Origin of the sequence: Ornithinibacillus bavariensis, from assembly GCF_018333235.1 — a bacterium.
Classification (GTDB): Bacteria; Bacillota; Bacilli; order Bacillales; family Amphibacillaceae; genus Ornithinibacillus; species Ornithinibacillus bavariensis.
On sequence record NZ_BORP01000002.1, the window covers coordinates 511,729 to 530,588 of the forward strand.

An 18,860-nucleotide genomic window follows, 5' to 3' on the forward strand; every position below is an offset into this window, starting at 1 on the left:
AGGAAGGTTTATAATATTGTATTTCACATAATTAAAAGTTTACACCCGGTTTCTTACGTAATTACGTTTGATTTGAAATGTTTATTATGTTATCCGTGAATAAAGCGGACTCTTTTACCTGGGGGTGAAAATGGTGGAAATAATTAATAACAGATATCGGATAAAAGAGCTACTAAAACAAGACAAGCTAGCCACACATTATTTAGTGTATGATATGCGAGATGATAATAAGGTACTTTTATTACACCTATTGAGTTCAGAATACTCACCCAAATCAATTATTGAATTTTTCATTGATAGGTTTATAGATATAAAGAACTTGACTAATAGAAGAATTGTTAGAAATTATAGCTTTAATTCCTTATCCTATGTAGATAAAGAAAGACAAGCAGAGCCACAATACTTCTATACTTCTGATTACCATGACAATGCAGAAGAGTTATTTACTGTAATTGGTCGAATAAACTTCCGTCAAAAGATGGATTTGTTCCTAGATTTATGTTCGGCGGTGTACTATTTGCATCAAAAAGGCTTTGTATATGGGGCACTGAATTGGGATAATTTGAAAGTCTTAGCAGAAAATGGAGAGTATCATATTCTACTTCAGGATATTGCTACTGTCGAGGGTAGAAAACTTCTCCAGGAAGAAAAGATGGAGTATACGTTCTTGATTTCACCCCAGGTTTTAGCGGGGATGAAGCCAAATGTCAAATCAGATATCTATTCCTTAGCTGTTATTCTATTAGCTATGCTTTGTGGAAAGCCATTTTTGTACAGTCCAATAGATGAGTTATCTCAGTTGTCATTAGAAACGAATGACCCCAATATATTACAATTAATTTCCTTACTTGAAAAATTGCTTCATAAAGAGGGATTTGAATTCGATTCTGTTTATGACGTTATTGAAGAGTTAAATTTATTATTGCATACGAATTACTCTATCGTTCATAAAGAGGAGTATGAGGGGTTGAACATTTACACCAAATTAATTGGTAGAGAAAATCAAGTAAATGCTATTTTACGTGCCTATGAAAAAATGGTTTCTTATCAGTCAGGAAATCGAATCTTTTTTGTGCAAGGTACCAATGGAATTGGGAAGACACGCTTGCTACAGGAAATTAACTTCTTGTTTGATCTTAGTAAAGCTAGCGTTTATTCGAGTTTTAGCTTGAATGGTCTTGCAGATGGCCACAATAAAGTCTGGATAGACATTTTTAAGAAGTTAATAATGGAAACGGATCAACATATTGTTGAAAAATATAGTGTTGAGTTAGGGAAATATTTTCCAGAATTAACGGAGAAGAATGTAAATGTCCATCATAAGAATGAAGAGATATCCAAGTATCGCTTTTTAAATCGAATTTCAGGCTTTATTAGTGAAAGTATCCAAAACCGTCCGACAGCATTTGTTATCGATAATATACATTTAGCTGACGATCTTACCATTGATACATTTCATTATTTGTGTTCCGAGGTTCTAGAAAATACAAATTTAACATTGATATTTTCGTGTGACGACAGCGAAGCTTCCTGGAATTCTGTTGCCTTGGAATTTGTTAGTAATATGAAAAAGAGACCAGATTCGGAAACGATTCGGTTAGAGCCTCTTAATGAAGCGGAAACTGGTGATATGATTCAGTGTATATTGACAATGCCGTTTGTTCCGAAGAATTTGTCACGTAGAATTTATAGTCAATCCTATGGTAATCCTTTGTTTATCACCGAAATTATGAAGGATCTCTATAGTCGTCATATTATCTATATACATGAGTCTACAGCTAGATGGAATATTGATTTGCCGGAGGAAAGCAACTATAGCTTACTGGAATTACCAGATAGTGTAGAACAAGCACTAGTAAACCAGCTAAAGGATATTGATTCCTTTAGTATAGAGATACTAAAGGTTATTTCTATTTTTCAAAAACCAATTTCCATGGAAATGATTGAGCAGTTTATCTCTTCCTGCAACAGTTTAGAAGAAAGCTTAGTAATTCTAGGAAAAAGAGGCGTCATCCAACGTCTAATCGGTGATAGCTCCTATCTATATGATTTTCGTAGTAAGGTATTGAAAAATATTGTTTATGACAAGGTTTTGCCAGAAGAAAAAATTGAAAAACATCGCAAAGCAGCAGCAATGCTGGAGGAAAGGTTAGAGCCATCAACCCTCACTAATTATGATGAACTAATTTATCACTATGGTCAGGCAAATGAGATTTCTAAAGTGAAAGCCTACTATCGATTAAATGCAGCTAAAATGAAGTCTCTCCATAATACGAAGGCTCAAATTGATAACTTAATTTGTATTCTAAATTTAACCGAAAATCAGAAGGAAAAAACAGAGTTATTAATAGAAATTGGTGCACTACTTGCGGATACAGGTGATATTCCACTAGCACTTGAATATCTTCATGATGCGGAAGATTTAGCAACCTCTGATAGATTTGCAAGAAATATCGTAGATGTGTATCTAAATTTAGCAAATGCTAATCTTCTCTTATATGCCAATGACAAGGTATTGGAGTATATTAATAGAATTGAACAGGTACTGGATAGTAATCCAGATGAAGAGGCTCGATTAGATATAAAACGTATCCGCGCCCTATTATTATTAGATGAGAATTACCTTGCGGAGGCAAGAGACTTATTAATTGAGGTAATTGAAGAATGCGGAGAGCGATTTAATAAAGTAAAAGGTAATGCCTATCGAACGTTAGGGTTTATCTATGTCCATACCGGAAAGCCTGAAAAAGCTTTGGCAGCATACCATGAATCGATTCGTGCATTAGAGAAAATTGACTATACAAGAGGTGTATTACTGGCACTCAACAATATTGGTGCCGTTTACGCGGAGGTTTATGAAGATTTTGATAAAGCGATGGAATACCATCTGCAAGTTAAAAATTTAAGTGAAGAATACGGCATTTTTACTAGTGAAGTCTTTGGACTTATTAATATTGCCGAAGCTAATTTGAATAAATATGATTTTGAAACTGCCTTTGATCATTTCAATATAGCACTTAAAAAGGCAGAGCGCTATAAGATGATTCAAGAAAAATTCATGCTTTTGAACTTTTTAACCTTAGTAAGCCTAGAAATGGATCGTTTTTCAGACGCCTTTCATTATTATAACCGTTTAAGACAGGACATAGAAGAAAATCCAAACAAAGGCTTTGATATTGGTAGTTTTTATAATACTTGTGCAATGCTATTTCAAGTACTTGGCAATTATGAAGAAGCGGATTATTATAACAAGAAGGTAATTGCCTTTCATAGTGAACATGAGCATATTTCAAAGTATACATCAAGTTTGAATATGCTCATTAATCAACTGAGAAAGAGTGAAGGACGGAATCATTCCTATTTAGTGAAACAAATCCAGTCCCTATCAGAAAAAATTACAAATAAACAGATGAATATAGAAAGCATATGCGATGTGATCTTCATCCTTTGCCATAAAGGCGACTATACTTTAGCTAAAGAGCTATTAATCAAGGTTCAACAGAATATTCGGAGGGATTCACCTGGTCGATTAATATCCATTTTTCAGCATGCACAAGGTATCGTAGAGTTTGGTATAAATCCAAAGATGGCAATACGTTACCTTGAGAGCAGCTTAGAGTTGGCAAAGGAATCTAAAAGTAGAGAGCTTATTTCTCGTATAACAGCTGATTTAGGTGCATGTTACTATACCTTAGGAAAATATTACGATGCGGCTAACTATTTATTAGAAAGTGTTGAAAGTATAAAAACGTTATTAGGACAACTGCCAAAGGAAAACCGGGTGAATTTTATTAATGGGCGATATTTTGCTAATGTATTTTATCAACTGGAATTAATTGGAAGGTGGATCTTTTTACAGGAAGAAATTCCTCAAGAAAGTGATACGGCCCCTAAATTAGTTACTTCACTAGATGAGTTAGAGGATTTACTGCGTACGAATGACATATATGCATTTATTCATAATCATGAATTTATGTACTATATTCGTACGCAGCATATGGAACGGTTGTCAAGTGGCATTTTGTCAGAGCAAGATATTCTGAGAAATCTGGACAGTGATGACGTGAAAAACCTTGATATGATTGGAAAATATCTTGCTGGTGGAACCCTAGCTACGAAGGGATTAATCGTTTCCGCGGAAAATGGACACAATTTAACGGTTCTGTCTTCAACAGATGGTAATAAGCAGTTTACGGTGAACATGTCCATATTTAACCGTGTACGCACAACCCAAAAACCATTTCTATTCGCAGAATCGGAGAAGCAGGATAAAATGGAACATAATTTACTTCTGAATGATAAACGCGCTGTTATGTGTATTCCAATTATTAAGTTACAAGCAGGAAGGTTAGAGGAGCGCAATACAATTCTAGGCTATATTTATTTAGAAACGGATAAAATGGTTAATAATTTTAACCAACGCGGACTTGATTTGTGTACTGAATTAGTGAGCCTTTTAGCGTTATTATTAGAGAAACGCCAGTTAATGCTAACGGCATCTATTGATAAGCTAACAGGTGCATTAACAAGAAAATACTTAGAGGATACCTTACAAAATACGCTAGACTTTTCCAGGAAAAATGGAAGAGAATTTAGTATTATTATGTTTGATTTAGATAAATTCAAGGGTGTTAATGACAGATATGGACACCAAGTAGGTGACAAAGTACTAAGAGAGGTTTCCTCGATTATTTTAGACAACCTGACTGGAAATCGTACCCTAGGACGCTATGGGGGGGAAGAGTTTGTTATCATATTACCTACAACAGATGTGCTAGAAGCTAAGGAAGTTGCAGAATCGCTTCGAAAAAAAGTACAAGGTAGGCAGATTCTAGGTGATAAACAAGACATTACCCTTAGCATGGGCATTGCAACATATCCTGAACATGGACAAACAGTGAGAGAACTTATATTGAAGGCAGACCAGGCACTGTATGTTGCAAAGGAAAATGGTAGAAATAATTCACAAACATGGCAGAAAGATTTTGAGAGTAAGGCAAAGCCTGCAAATAAATTAACAGGAATTATGTCTGGTGATGAAATTAGAGATGCTCGGAATGTGTTGGCGCTTGTGGAGCTGATTCAGCTAACAAATAAAAATATTAGTCAGCAGGATAAAATATACAAGTTCCTCGGTCGTATGATTGAAATAATGGAAGCACAATATGGGTATGTTTTCTTAACAAGCAATAATTCCATAACTAAGCAATTTGGTAGAAAGACACAAGTAGAAGAATGGGTAGAAAACGTTGCTTATAATCAAGAAATTATACAAAAAGTTATTTTAAGTGGACAGGGACTATACCAGATTGATTGGGAGACAACGGATAAAATTAATATGGTAAACGGACTACCAGATTGGGATTCTATTCTTGCTGTTCCAATTATGTCAGCCGGGAACATGAAGGGCGTTTTGTATCTTTCTGCCCCGACAAGATTAAAAGAATTTGGTACAGATGAGCTCAATGTATTAAATGTGTATAGTGATTTAATTGCAACTATATTATAAATGGAGATTTTCTTTTAGATTAAGAGGCTTTTACTGTTCAAACTTTATTAAAGGCTGTATGAGAAGGAGATACGTTCACTCCTACCCATACAGCCTTTTTATAATACTCTTTCTATCGTATAACCCTTTTCCTCTAAAATAGAGCGGATATGTGGCTCTAATAATAGATGTAGGCTTCCAACAATAACGAGATAAGTATCTCCACTATCTTCTTCTAAAAATCCCGCAATTTTTTCAGCCATTTTGTAGTTACGCTTGTCGTTTAATGCTTCCATAAATGCCTGTTCCTCTGCTGAAGGATTTCCATCCTCATCTATTAGGTAGGAAAGCAGCGCCTCACTATCCCCATTCACATACAGGGAGAATAATTTCTCCATTTGACTACCATAGTCATCGATATCAACTAACGATTCTTCAAGCATTTGTACTTGATATTTAGGAGTTGTATCTGCAAAAAGGCTTAACTGCTCTTCTACTGTTTCCAGTGCAATAATTTTCTTTTGATCATGTTCTGCACGATCTAGAAAATACATATCTACCCCTTCAATATAGCCAAGTTCTTCATTCATTAATTGTTGTATTAATGTAGAGTGAAACCAGGGCTGATACATACTAAACATATCTACCGAGGAATTTAGTTCGCTATACGTATTCTTCAGTTTGGCGTAAAGGCTACTAGTAATATTATCTTCAATACTACTTCCGTCAGAATACGTTGCTAGCTCCAAATATAGTGCTTGAGTTTCTATTAGGTTAATATTATTTAAATCAATTTCTGGAACAATAATATCCGCTTCCGCATATGCCTCTTCTATTTTTTGATTAAGAGGAAAAAATGCTTCTGTTGCAATATGAATGGTGCCTTGAAGGTAGACAGTTGTATTACCGTTATCCACCTTCCATAAAAAGCCACCAGGTCCATCTGGCTCCCCTCTTACCGCAACCATTACCTTAGAATGAACGACGATATTTTTTGCCTCAAGCTTTGCGATAGTGGATTCATCATAAGGATTTCCGCCAATGCTTACCTCCTTAAGACTATCCATCTTCACTAGTGGTGAAAAATCTAATATTCTATTATTCTCTAAGTTAAGATTTGTTACTTTATCCAAATACTCAAGACCATCAATAGATTTAATTCTGCTACTGGATAGATTTAAACTGGTAATTTTCTGTAATGCCTCTAATTGGATATCGCCCTCCGGCTGATTGATTTCTTCACGAATGAGTTGCTCCAGCTGATAATCAGAAAAGAGCACCGAATTTTCCTTTTCATTTGCCTGACAGGACACAACAACAAATAGGATTAACAACAGTACAAGATGACTAAAAAAACGCTTCAAAAAATCTCCCCCAATCTGTTAAAAAATTACTAGTATTATTTCACATAACTATAACAGCATCAGCAAAAGTGAGCAATAAACTGCAAAATTATTCATGGAATGATGCAGTTATCTTGAGCTGAGATATGTTTTCAAGTATCATTACACTTTAGTGAAAATTATTGGATCAAGACAGCGGAGATGATTAGATTGAAGGGAATATTTCAAACAAAGTGGTCAGTAATAGCAATTGCCATTTTTTGTTCATTGCTATGGGGTAGTGCTTTTCCAGTATTAAAGGTCAGCTATGAGGAACTACAAATTGCACAGGATGATGTCATTGCAAAAATAGTATTTGCGGGGATGCGATTTCTTCTTGCCGGAGTTATCGTATTAGTATTTTTATTCGTACGTAATTGGAAACAATTATTGGTAACCAAGAAGCAATTTATTGTATTAATTTTACTAGGGGTTGTCCAAACCTCCTTACAATATTTCTTTTTTTATAATGGTTTAGCGAATGTATCTGGAATGAAAGGAGCAATATTAAATTCAGCAGGCACGTTTTTTACCGTAATTCTGGCACATTTTTATTATCGTAGTGATCGGATGAATTGGCAAAAAACCGTGGGGCTTCTTACGGGATTTATGGGAATAATTGTTGCGAATTGGGGGAAGGATTTTGGAACTACCTTCCAGTGGGACGGGGAAGGCTATATGATTTTATCTGGTCTAACCGCTGCCATTGCAACAATTATGGCAAAAGAACTAGCTTCTGGCATTCACCCATTCGCGATTACTGGATGGCAATTATCGTTAGGTGGCCTTATCATGTTAATGGTTGGCGTACCCGTTATGTCTAAGGGTGCTATTATTTTTACGCAGTTTGGCTTTGGATTGTTTATCTATTCGGCACTACTATCCTCTGTAGCATTTACGCTTTGGTATTCATTACTAAAATACAATCCTGCGGGTGAACTAAGCATGTATAAATTTATCGTTCCTGTGTCAGGAGCAGTGATGTCTGCTATGACTATCCCAGGAGAAGAGCTAAACTTTTTCATAATCGCTTCTATCGTATTAGTTGCTATCGGAATAATTGTTGTCAATTATCATGGAAAGAATAATATAGGGCGAGCATCTTAAAAATAGTTATATAAGAGTGAGAATTTTTTCTAATGTCACTTAATGTTGAAAAAACACTAAAAATAATTCTTTTGGACTATTTTTCTGACATTTATTGTTAGTTTATTGATTCTAAATACCCCTATTTATAGTGATATTTCCATTTAATGGAATGGTACAATCTGGTAAAAATAAGACTTATTTACTATTAATGTTGGTATAGGAACTTTTACCCAATTGACACATTATTTTTTTCATTTAAAATACTAAAGAGTACATAAATAAAGGGGAATTGACAAGATGAAAAAAATACTTGGAGTTATTGGAATTATTTTTATCATGGTGCTTGCAGCGTGTAGCTCACCTGAAGCGGATGAAGTTTTAGAGTACCATAATGCTATGGCAGAAAATATTAATCCGAAGATAGACAAAATTGATGAACTTTATACAAAGGTTGCAGCAGCTGCATCTGACGAAGAGGCACTAGAAGTTTTTGATAATGAATTAGTTCCACTTATTGGTGAGATAAGAGATTACTATGATTCACAGAAGGTAGAAAGTGATGTTGCAAAGGAATATCATAAGTTGCATTTAGAATTAGTAGATGCGATGGATAATGTTGTTCAAAAAGAAAAGGAATATTTGTCTGCATTTCTAGATGAAAATTCTACGGAAGAGGATATTCTTGCACTTGAGGAAGAATTAGATGAATTAACGGAAGTTGCAGCAGAAAAAGACAAGGCTGTATCAGATCACTGGGATTCATTAATTGAAAAATATGACTTTATTGAGGAAGAAGAAGAATAAACAATTTATTTAAGAGACTGTTAGTCTGGGAGATACATAGGTAGCTCCTAGCTAATGGTCTTTTTTTAGTTGAGCAACCATAATATAATACCTATGGATAAAAAGAAAATTGAAGCTATAGTTCTTTGCAGGCTATCAAGCATTTGAGGCATGACGATATGACCATCAATATTTCTGAGTATTGATATTTTACTGAAAATGTGGGAAAATATGGTTGTAGTCTTTACCTTTTGCTTACGATGATGAAGAGGGGGAATAAAATGTTAGTAAAAAATGATTATGTTAATAAAAAGGATGTCGTTTTTGTAAGGGAAAATGACAGTTTAGAAGTAGTCACGAAGACACTGGAAGACTCTGGTTACCGCTGCATACCTGTGTTGGATGAAGCAGGTGAGAAGTATGTTGGAAATATCTATAAAGTGGATTTACTAGAGTTTGAGATTGACCACTCATTGGTAGGTACACTTCAACAATTAGTAACAGATAAAGAAGGCTACATAAAGGAAGATGACCCTTTCTTCAAAGTTTTTTCTTCCATCAAGAAATTACCATACCTTGCTGTCGTAAATGAATCGATGGAGTTCTTAGGAATTCTAACGAATGGAAATGTCCTTCAAGTACTGGAAAATGCCTGGGGAGTTCATAATGGAAGCTATTCGTTTACCATAGGAACTATTGAGTATGCAGGTGCACTTCAGAAGATGCTGAGGATAGTAAATAAATACTGTAACGTTCAGAGTGTAATCTCCTTAAATAATAACTCCCAATATGTTCGAAGGGTATGTATTGTACTCCCTATAGAAGTGGATGAGGAATTAATGGAAAAAGTAAAGGATGACCTGGAAAAGAATAATTTTACAGTAACAGATGTTGAGAAGCTAAACTAGGAATGCCCGAGGCTGTTGGAATAGACTCCAGCAGCCTATATTTATTCCTATATGGAATTTCACAGACTTCATATTGCTTTTCGGGCTAACTGATCGGCATGACTATTTTCTTTTTCTGGTATCCATTTAATAAAAAAATAAGGAAATTTAGCTGTCAACTCGCGAATTTTCTCAAGGAAGGGAAGAAATGTTTTATTCTTGGTAAAATCGTTATCGATGACACGAACAACAGTTTCTGAATCCGAACGAAAAGATAAGATTTCCCCTGGGAATTCCTGTAGACAAATTTCAAGTGCTTTTAATACTGCATAAAACTCAGCTTCATGATTGGACATTTCCCCAAGTGGAATGCTATATTCAAATGTTTTGTTTTGAGCTTTAATGTAAATACCTGCACCACTAGCACCTGGATTACCTCTCGATGCACCATCCGTGTATACCTCTATCAATATATACCATTCCTTTAAAATATCTTGATTTTTACAATGCAGTCTAATTCTAGCAAGTATTCAAGTCGTAGTCCAGTATACATGGTGGTCCTCATTTTAAGTGGAATAGTGGAAGTAAAAACACTTTTGTCTTTTTGTAAATATACTGAAAGTTAGGTTGATTAGGTTACACATTCAGAAGAAGCGGCTAATTATCGAAATCGCTTAATGATGGGAAAGTGGAACAGCCCTTATTCGTTTGATTATAGATGTGAGGGGTACTGGTATAATAAATACCAGTACCTTTTTTCTGAAAAATTATTTGACATTGATCCTAATACTTTTTTATAAAGTTTGTATGCAGGTATGCTTTTCGTGGTATTGATTTGCAGCTATTAACGATATTAGAAAAAAAATTAATTTTGCATAAGATAATATCGAAGGGAGCTTTTGTTACATCATGAATAGGACATATAAAACGATTAAACCAATGCTTCAAAAGATATATAGACATTTACATCAGCATCCAGAAATTAGCTGGAAGGAATATAAAACAACAGAGTATTTAAAAGTTTTGTTAAAAGAATTGAATTGTAGGATTAGGACGTTTGAAGACATGACAGGTCTAGTTGCTGAGATAGGTAGTGGGAGACCAGTTATTGCAGTTCGGGCAGATATGGACGCATTGTGGCAGGAGGTAGATGGAGAATTTAGAGCGAATCATTCCTGTGGACATGATGCCCATATGACTATCGTACTTGGCGTTTTGTTCACTTTGCTCCAAAATGGAGCTCCTTCCCAAGGTACATTACGTTTTATTTTTCAGCCTGCGGAGGAGAAGGGAGAAGGGGCACTTGCTATAGTGAAAAAGGGTATAATTGATGATGTAGATTATTTATATGGGTTACATTTACGACCAATTCAAGAACTGGCCCATGGTCAGTTTTCCCCAGCAATACAGCACGGTGCATCACGTTCACTTGAAGGGGTAATTACTGGAGAGGATGCTCATGGTGCGAGACCACATCTAAACGCGAATGCTATTCAAGTAGGGTGTGAGTTTTTTCAACACCTAAATAACATATATATTGACCCAATCATTCCTCATTCTGTAAAGATGACAAGCTTTCATGCTGGTGGTGAAAGTATGAATATCATTCCAGGAAATGCCACATTTTCTATAGACATGCGTGCCCAAACCAATGAGGGGATGGAAGCATTGATGGATAAGGTAAACCGCGTGGCAAGGATGCTTTCCGAATACCATGGGGTCGAGATTGATATATCAATTACTTCCGATGTAGTAGCTGCAGTAATCAATGAAGAGGCTAGTCAAATTATGCAGGAGGCGATTATTGAAACAGTAGGCAAGGAGCATCTTGTACCTATGATACGAACGACTGGTGGGGATGATTTCCACTTTTATTCGATAAAAAAGCCATCGATGAAGGCAACCATGCTAGCAGTTGGCTGTGACCTAGAACCGGGTTTACATCATCCAAAAATGACATTCAATTATGAGGCTATTGAGCCAAGTGTTAAAATAATGGTACAGGTTTTGTTAAAAACCCTAGAAAGATATCAGGCATAGGATTTTGATATAAACAGCATTAAAGTGAGGTTATAAGAATTGGTTATCCCGTTAAAGAAAATTATTATGCATAAGCTAAGGATGCGCCTAAAGGAACCATTTGCAACTAGCTTTGGAGTAATGCAGGAGAAGGAATTTTATATTATTGAAGTAGTAGATTCTGATGGGAACAAGGGATATGGGGAAACAGTTGCATTTTCTGTACCGTGGTATACAGAAGAAACCGTGAAATCGAATCGGGATATTATTGTAGATTGCTTAATTCCAATACTACGCGAACACGAGCTTTATCATCCCGATGAGGTTTTCCCTCTTTTTGAAAAACTAAGAGGAAATAACATGGCAAAGGCTGCTGTAGAAGGTGCAATATGGGATCTATATGCCAAGCGGAAGGGCATTTCCTTAGCGACTGCACTTGGAGGAGAAAAGACAGAAATTGGTGTAGGTATTAGTATTGGTATACAACGGACAGTGGGAGAACTCATCTCTAAGATAGAGCAGTCATTAGAGGAAGGCTACAAACGTATTAAGCTTAAAATTAAGCCTGGACTAGATGTAGAAATTCTTCGTGAAGTACGAAGGCATTTTCCGGATACACCTATTATGGCGGATGCGAATTCGGCCTATTCACTAAAGGATATCTCTCTCTTAAAGGAGTTAGACGATCTGGACTTAATGATGATTGAACAGCCACTGCAGCATTACGATATTATTGACCATGCTAAGCTTCAGAATCAATTAAAAACACCAATTTGTTTAGATGAAAGTATTCATTCCTTATATGATGTAGAAAAGGCAATTGAACTTGGAAGTTCCAAAGTTATTAATATTAAAATTGGGCGTGTTGGAGGACTTTCCGAGTCAAAGCGGATTCATAATTATTGTAAGAAACAGGGGATTCCTGTATGGTGTGGGGGAATGCTAGAAGCAGGGATTGGACGAGCCCACAATATTGCATTGTCAGCGCTAGCTAATTTTATACTACCAGGGGACACCTCTGGTTCATCCAGATATTGGGAAGAGGATATCATTCATCCAGAGGTTATAGCTGAAAAAGGTATCATTAAAGTTCCAACCTCCCCTGGCATTGGATACGAGATAAACGAAGATGCTTTAAGAAAATTCCGTGTTGAACGACAGGAATACCAAATATAGTAACAGTCATGACGTTCATGAAAGAAATAAAAGGAGCACCTGAATCAATTGATTCAGGTGCATATAAATATGGGAGGGCCTATGTCTTGATAGTGTGCTAATTCTGATTAAAATAGTTTACTAAGCCATCAGTTATTGCTTTTGCAACCTTATCTTGGTATTCTTCGGTTTGAATTTTTTCAAAATCAGTAGGACTTGTCATAAAGCCTAACTCGAGTAATACAGATGGCTTCAGATTATTCACTAATACATAGTAATCTGCTGTCCGTACACCTCTGTCGGCCATAGGAATACCATCCATAAGTGCTGAGTGTATTTCGTTTGCAAGTGCTTTACTAGTTCCGTGATTATAAAAATAGGTACTTACACCGTTTGCCTCAGGATCATTAAAGTAATCAAAATGGAGACTAATAAAGGCATCTGTTTGATGGCTATTACTCTTTCTTACCCGATTTTCTAATGAAATAAACGTATCATTTTCCCTTGTATAATGTACACTGGCACCAGCCTGTGATAGTTTTTCCGCTACTTTTTTCGCAGTGGATAATGCTAGATTCTTCTCGAATATTTTATCTTTTGTTGCCCCTGAATCCTTCCCGCCATGACCCGGATCTAGTAAAATCTCAACACCTTCTAGTTCCTGTTTTGTTATCATAATCGTATTTTCCGAGATTTTCATTTCTTTAGCTTCTAAATAGCCGGTCGGAATATCGGCATATTCATTATTTTCCTGTTTAATTGAAAATGGATTAGTAAAATTCTCTTGTGCATTTTCTGACACTTCTTTTTTATCGAAACTATTACTCTTCTGATGACTCTCTGCAGTAGACTTCTTATCCTCCACTTCTTTTGTAGCAGCTTGCTCTTCATCAAATTCTGGCTCTATTTCTTCAACATGTACTTGCTCTTCAATTAATGATATGTGCTCTTTCATAACCCATACAGGCTGTCCAGCGTAAAAAGTCTTTACCCAGCCATTGAATTCTTCAAATGTACGGAGCTTATTTCCTACCACAAGATGGCCGACAATTTCTGCGCCTTCATCAGGTGCTGTTCGCATCGTTAGAAATTTTGTTTTTACCTCAAATAATTGGTGATCCTCATGCCCGTTTGCCTCAGCATGAACAGATTTGTTTGGAGTAACAAAGAACAGAGCAAATACTGTTCCAATTAGTAAAAACATCAGTAAAATTTTTCTCATATTCTATCAATCCTTCTCTTACAAATTATGAAACTAGTAGAAAGGATGACCACAAATTAATAGATTTATACTATTAAAATGAAAAAAATTATATAAGTACTGATGCTAGCTTATATATAGGACTTATTAAGGGTTTATTAGGAGTAAACCCTACTTTAGTAGGGGGAAATCTATTAAAAAGAATTAATTGGTCTTTGTTATTAGTTCTTTTTATATAATGCTGAAATGGTAGAACTGTCGAACTTCGATATATCTTATTTACCTATATTCGTGTAGTTGTCAAATAGTTACTTATTATTAGTTCTTTAGACAATAATTGGTAGCTGACTAACGATAAAGTTAGGGAAGATAGACTAGTCGATTCGAACTAGTAGTGTATCTAATACTGACTAAGTATACAAATAAGTCATATCAATTATCCAGATTTAATTCTTTTCTCGACGATAAAGAACAGTTATCAAAGGAACAACGGAAAATTTCTACAGGATATACTGATTTATTCGGAAGGAATTAAATCTATCATCCTATTCAATAAATGGTAGATTAATAGGATTTGCAATTCGGACTTTTCTGTTAATATGGGTATACTGAGTCAACATGATGTGAAATGTTGGAAATTTTATGATAGAAAGGTCGGGTGATAATGAGGAAAATACTAGCCGTCATTCTCATATCAATCACAATCCTAATATTTGGAGTCATAACTGTTCAAGCAGAAAAATTCTTCCATAAGGAAAAGCTAGAGAGCTTAATAGATGCGATTGAAACTATGTTAATGGATCCTAAGGCAGCAGTGTCAGAATTTCTAAAGGGTCGTCGTCAGGAAAAACACTTCAAACGTATGGAGGAGGAACTAGCTGCTGTGATTAGCAATACAAGAGAGAATACGACTAGCGGTGTCATCCAGTATAAGGGAAATTACGAAATGAGCCTTAAACAATTGGAAGAAGATATTCTTATGAGCACACAATATGAAGAATATATCAATCAGAAAACGAGAGAAATACAGTTGGAGATAGAAGAGGATATGGAAGATTACCTAAGTGAATTACTTGGAGGAGAAGGAAGCAACAATATTATTAAATAGAAAGGAAGAAGAAAATTGGAAAAAGGTAAAAAGCTGAAGATGAAGCTGGCAGCGGGAGTTATTGCAGTTGGGGTTATAACTGGTTCAGGAATAGCGTTTGCAAATACTGATGCAGGCACAAAGCTTCGTGAGTGGTACCAAGCGATGTTTGGAGAGACAGTTTCATCCATTGAAGAACAAGTAAACGCATATGGAGAGAGTAAAATCCCAGGCTTAGAGCAAGAATACGAGAGATTAAAGTCAGAAGCTCAGATTGACATTGATCTGTCAAGGGAGTTAGCAACTGGCCAGTCACTAGAAGAAATTATTAACGCTAAGTTAAGTCACTTGGATTCTTTAAGTGAAGAAGAACGTGCCATTTTAGAGGGGATAGGGCAAGAATTCTACAACGTATTCCTCGATGGCTATTTCGAAATTATCCGTCTGAAAGATGAGGGAATACAATTTGCTACCAATGATCTCACGAATTATACTGGTCAATTAGGTCAAGCAGCTATAAATGAAATGACAGCAGATATTAATACAGCTAGAGATCGAGCTGTTCAAGAACTGGAAGACGCAATTCGTCAAGCACAAGAGAGACTTGCCATGGAGCTAAATAATCAAGAGGAAATAACGGTTAGAAATTTAAAAAACCAAATTGATTGGCGCATCCAGGAGTTGAGAGAGGATGTAACAGCATTATTAGACACGCTTGTTGAAGAGCAGCAAGCCATTATTGTGGCAAAAGCACAGGAGCTTGAAGATAATGCAAAGGCTGTTTTAGATGAGGTTGTAAATAATATTAATTAATTAAAAAGAGGATGTCCCAAACTAGTTACCCCCTTAACTAACGGGACATCTCTCTTCTTTTAGGAGGTGCATTCATGAAAAAAAATAAAAAATTATTTCTACGATTAGCAGGAATGTCCCTAATCCTAATGATTATTTTTAGTGGGGTGAAAATTGCCTTTGCCGATCAGGATATTGGCTATATGATATCCAATTGGCTGGATAGAAAGAGAATAGAATCCTTAAAAGAAATAGACAATACTATTTCTGAAGAACAAGCAACTCAGACAAGCCGCTTAAAGAGTGAAATAAATAAAAAAATAAAGGCTGCAGAAGAACAATATCATTCGTTTATTGAAAGCGAAAAGTTAAAACGAGTTCAAGGCTTGGAAAAATATACCACACAGCTCATTGAAAAATATGAAGCCCCTGAAATATCAAGGGAGGAAACGATTAAGAAGCTAGAATGTATAAAACAAAAAGCAGAAATAGAAATGGATATTGTTCTGGGGAAAAAGGGGGAGAATGAGTTAATTAGTTGTAGCAATAATTGAGAAAGAAGGGAATAAATTCGGCTTAAGAAATCTGATTGTCAAGAAGTAGAAAATTGACAACCGAACATAAGAATCGGTATTTGTTCTAGGACGAGAGGTGGTTAATATAGCTTCAGAGGTGTTGGTTTTAAAAAAGGACACAAGGGATAGAGAAAAAGAAAAATTAGGATGGTTAAGCTGGATAGTTTTTCTTCTATTATTAGTAATCGTATTCATAGTTTTTCGTTTCGTTATTGGTTTTACTGTTATTGCAGGTGACTCGATGAATCCAACGCTAGAAGAAGGGAATGTCATTGTAACTAGTAATATATTCTTCAATATTGAACGTAATGACATTATGGTATACCGTGACCAAGACGGTTTTAATGTAATTAAGAGAGTTATAGGCTTACCAAATGATACAATTGCCATTCAAGATGGAGCAGTAATTGTTAATGGGAAAGTCTTACAGGAAACTTCTATTATCGGGGTTCCAAATGATTTTCAAGAAGTGATTGTCCCAAGAAATTCTTATTTTGTAATAGGTGACAATCGTACACCTGGTGAGAGTTTGGATAGCAGGAGTGAGAATGTTGGTGCCATTCAACAAGAAAATATATTAGGTAAAGTTATGTTCACCCTATTTCCGTTTTAGGAAGGATTTTATTTTTGATCACATCTCATAGGTGCGTGTAGTAAGGGAAATTGATATTTCCATACTACTCGCACCTTAATTGTTATTGATTTCTACTTGCTTGTTCGTTTATAATTATGATAATCATCCGAATTGTTGGATAATTCCAATTAAATAGATGGTACATGAATGGAGAGGGGAAAATGGAATGAAGTTCGGACGTAAATTTCTATTGCTTGGTATTTTGATTCTTTCTTTTAGTATATGGTTGCAAGCTTGTGGGACAGGGAATAGTAGTAATGGCTCGTCAGGCTCTAAGGACAAGCTAATTGTTGCAACAGATGCTACATATGCACCAATGGAATACATGGATGATGAAGGTAAGATTGTTGGGATAGATATTGATATAGTAAAAGCAATTGCAGAAGCGGCTGGATTTGAAGTGGAGTTTAAAAATTATGGTTGGGAGCCTTTATTTGCTGCAGTGGAGAATGGTGAGGTTGATTTTGCGGTATCCTCTATTACTATCGATCCTGACCGTGAGAAGACCTTCGATTTTTCAGATCCATACTTTGTAGCAAATCAGTTAATTCTAGTACCTGAAGATACGGATATTGAGAGTTTTGAGGATTTAAAAGATAAAAAGGTATCGGTGCAAATTAATACAACTGGTCATAAGGTAGTAAAAGGTCTTTTAGGAAATACAAGTTTAGACATCGTTGCAACAGAAACGATGCCACTTGCTATTACAGAGATGCTAAATGGTAATGCAGATGCTGCAGTAGGGGATAACTCTGTTGTGCTAGAATACGTGAAAAATAATCCGAATGTTGAGTTGAAAACCATTGAGGATGCAAGTTTCGAGAAGGAGTATTACGGATTAATGGTACAAAAAGGAAATAATGAAGTGGTAGACCTCTTAAATGAAGGAATTAAAAAGATTAAAGAGGATGGAACGTTAAAAGAAATCACTGGGTTAGACATTGAATAAGTATAGCTAGTTCCATACAAAGATACCTTTATTTCAAAAGATATATAGCTAAGGGCGTCTGGGCTATACTTCTAAACATACTGGAGGTGATTTCCATCGAATTCGATATTAGACTTGATATGATATGGAATTATAAGGAGCTCTTTATCACAGGGCTCTGGGTTACACTAGCTTTAACTGCAATCGGATATATTGGTGGTGTGATATTAGGACTGTTCCTTGGATTGGGTAAGCTCTCAAAAAAGAAATGGGTCTATTATCCTTGTAAGTATTATGTTGATTTTTTCCGAGGAACACCTTTACTGGTCCAAATATTACTTATTCATCTGGCTCTAATTCCATCAATCTTTGGTCATTCCTTAGGATTCTTTGTATCTGGATCGTTAGCATTAATACTAAATTGTGCAGCCTATAATGCAGAAATAATTCGTGCTGGAATTCAATCTATTGAAAAAGGACAAATGGAAGCCGCTAGATCCTTAGGTATGCCGAAAAGGGAAGCAATGAAGCATATCATTTTGCCACAGGCTTTTAGACGAATGATTCCTCCACTTGGAAATGAGCTAATAGCCTTACTGAAGGATTCTTCATTGGTCAACGTAATTGCAGCAACGGACCTTTTGTATGCAGGTAAAGTCGTTGCAGGTGCCTATGCACGCTTTTGGGAGCCTTATATTACTGTTGCAATTCTTTACTTACTTCTAACCTGGATATTTACAAAAATTATTGCCTATGTGGAAAATCGATACAGTAATAGCTATGTTCCTCCACAAAGACGACGGGTCTTTTCGTTTGGACGCACTTCAGTGGGTAGGTGAT

At 35.7% G+C, this 18,860-nt stretch carries 15 protein-coding genes; 12 read left to right on the plus strand and 3 right to left on the minus strand.

What is annotated here, in order from left to right; genetic code table 11:
- The first annotated feature begins 130 nt into the window (after positions 1–130).
- Positions 131–5,509 (plus strand): diguanylate cyclase, encoded by a 5,379-nt coding sequence (locus KI338_RS08230; RefSeq protein ID WP_212920518.1) that lies wholly within the window; start codon positions 131–133, stop codon positions 5,507–5,509.
- A 98-nt stretch (positions 5,510–5,607) separates the two neighbouring features.
- Here KI338_RS08230 and KI338_RS08235 read toward each other — a convergent pair whose 3' ends face one another.
- Complete coding sequence (locus tag KI338_RS08235) at positions 5,608–6,852, minus strand: TraB/GumN family protein (RefSeq protein WP_212920519.1); 1,245 nt, start codon at positions 6,850–6,852, stop codon at positions 5,608–5,610.
- Between the two features lie 189 nt (positions 6,853–7,041).
- Between KI338_RS08235 and KI338_RS08240 the strand changes: the two genes are divergently transcribed.
- The 3 genes from KI338_RS08240 to cbpA all read left to right on the plus strand — a co-directional run bounded on the left by KI338_RS08240 (position 7,042) and on the right by cbpA (position 9,650).
- Positions 7,042–7,977 (plus strand): DMT family transporter, encoded by a 936-nt coding sequence (locus tag KI338_RS08240; RefSeq protein WP_212920520.1) that lies wholly within the window; start codon positions 7,042–7,044, stop codon positions 7,975–7,977.
- A 279-nt stretch (positions 7,978–8,256) separates the two neighbouring features.
- On the plus strand, positions 8,257–8,763 hold the full coding sequence (locus KI338_RS08245) for a YiiG family protein (RefSeq protein WP_212920521.1): 507 nt from the start codon (positions 8,257–8,259) through the stop codon (positions 8,761–8,763).
- Between the two features lie 260 nt (positions 8,764–9,023).
- Positions 9,024–9,650, plus strand: a complete 627-nt coding sequence (cbpA, locus tag KI338_RS08250) for a cyclic di-AMP binding protein CbpA (protein ID WP_212920522.1) — start codon at positions 9,024–9,026, stop codon at positions 9,648–9,650.
- 68 nt (positions 9,651–9,718) lie between these two features.
- On the opposite strand, the gene KI338_RS08255 is transcribed toward cbpA, so the two are convergent.
- On the minus strand, positions 9,719–10,099 hold the full coding sequence (locus KI338_RS08255; protein WP_212920523.1) for a reverse transcriptase-like protein: 381 nt from the start codon (positions 10,097–10,099) through the stop codon (positions 9,719–9,721).
- A gap of 439 nt (positions 10,100–10,538) precedes the next feature.
- Between KI338_RS08255 and KI338_RS08260 the strand changes: the two genes are divergently transcribed.
- Both KI338_RS08260 and menC read left to right on the plus strand, forming a co-directional pair.
- Complete coding sequence (locus KI338_RS08260) at positions 10,539–11,669, plus strand: M20 peptidase aminoacylase family protein (RefSeq protein WP_212920524.1); 1,131 nt, start codon at positions 10,539–10,541, stop codon at positions 11,667–11,669.
- A gap of 45 nt (positions 11,670–11,714) precedes the next feature.
- Complete coding sequence (menC, locus tag KI338_RS08265; RefSeq protein ID WP_212920612.1) at positions 11,715–12,824, plus strand: o-succinylbenzoate synthase; 1,110 nt, start codon at positions 11,715–11,717, stop codon at positions 12,822–12,824.
- Positions 12,825–12,921: 97 nt separating this feature from the next.
- On the opposite strand, the gene KI338_RS08270 is transcribed toward menC, so the two are convergent.
- Positions 12,922–14,025 (minus strand): N-acetylmuramoyl-L-alanine amidase, encoded by a 1,104-nt coding sequence (locus tag KI338_RS08270; RefSeq protein ID WP_212920525.1) that lies wholly within the window; start codon positions 14,023–14,025, stop codon positions 12,922–12,924.
- Between the two features lie 643 nt (positions 14,026–14,668).
- Here KI338_RS08270 and KI338_RS08275 point away from each other — a divergent pair.
- The 6 genes from KI338_RS08275 to KI338_RS08300 all read left to right on the plus strand — a co-directional run bounded on the left by KI338_RS08275 (position 14,669) and on the right by KI338_RS08300 (position 18,859).
- Positions 14,669–15,112 carry a hypothetical protein gene (locus KI338_RS08275; RefSeq protein ID WP_212920526.1) on the plus strand — a complete coding sequence of 148 codons (444 nt, stop codon included), beginning with the start codon at positions 14,669–14,671 and terminating at the stop codon, positions 15,110–15,112.
- 15 nt (positions 15,113–15,127) lie between these two features.
- Entirely contained in the window at positions 15,128–15,904 is a 777-nt protein-coding gene (locus KI338_RS08280; protein WP_244853474.1) for a hypothetical protein, read from the plus strand.
- Positions 15,905–15,978: 74 nt separating this feature from the next.
- Positions 15,979–16,437, plus strand: coding sequence for a hypothetical protein (locus tag KI338_RS08285; protein WP_212920527.1), 459 nt, complete (start codon positions 15,979–15,981; stop codon positions 16,435–16,437).
- 97 nt (positions 16,438–16,534) lie between these two features.
- Positions 16,535–17,071 carry a signal peptidase I gene (gene lepB, locus KI338_RS08290; protein ID WP_212920528.1) on the plus strand — a complete coding sequence of 179 codons (537 nt, stop codon included), beginning with the start codon at positions 16,535–16,537 and terminating at the stop codon, positions 17,069–17,071.
- A 187-nt stretch (positions 17,072–17,258) separates the two neighbouring features.
- Positions 17,259–18,041: a basic amino acid ABC transporter substrate-binding protein gene (locus tag KI338_RS08295; RefSeq protein WP_212920529.1), complete on the plus strand. Its 783-nt coding sequence runs from the start codon at positions 17,259–17,261 to the stop codon at positions 18,039–18,041.
- Positions 18,042–18,160: 119 nt separating this feature from the next.
- Positions 18,161–18,859 (plus strand): amino acid ABC transporter permease, encoded by a 699-nt coding sequence (locus KI338_RS08300; protein WP_212920530.1) that lies wholly within the window; start codon positions 18,161–18,163, stop codon positions 18,857–18,859.
- Position 18,860 lies beyond the last annotated feature (1 nt).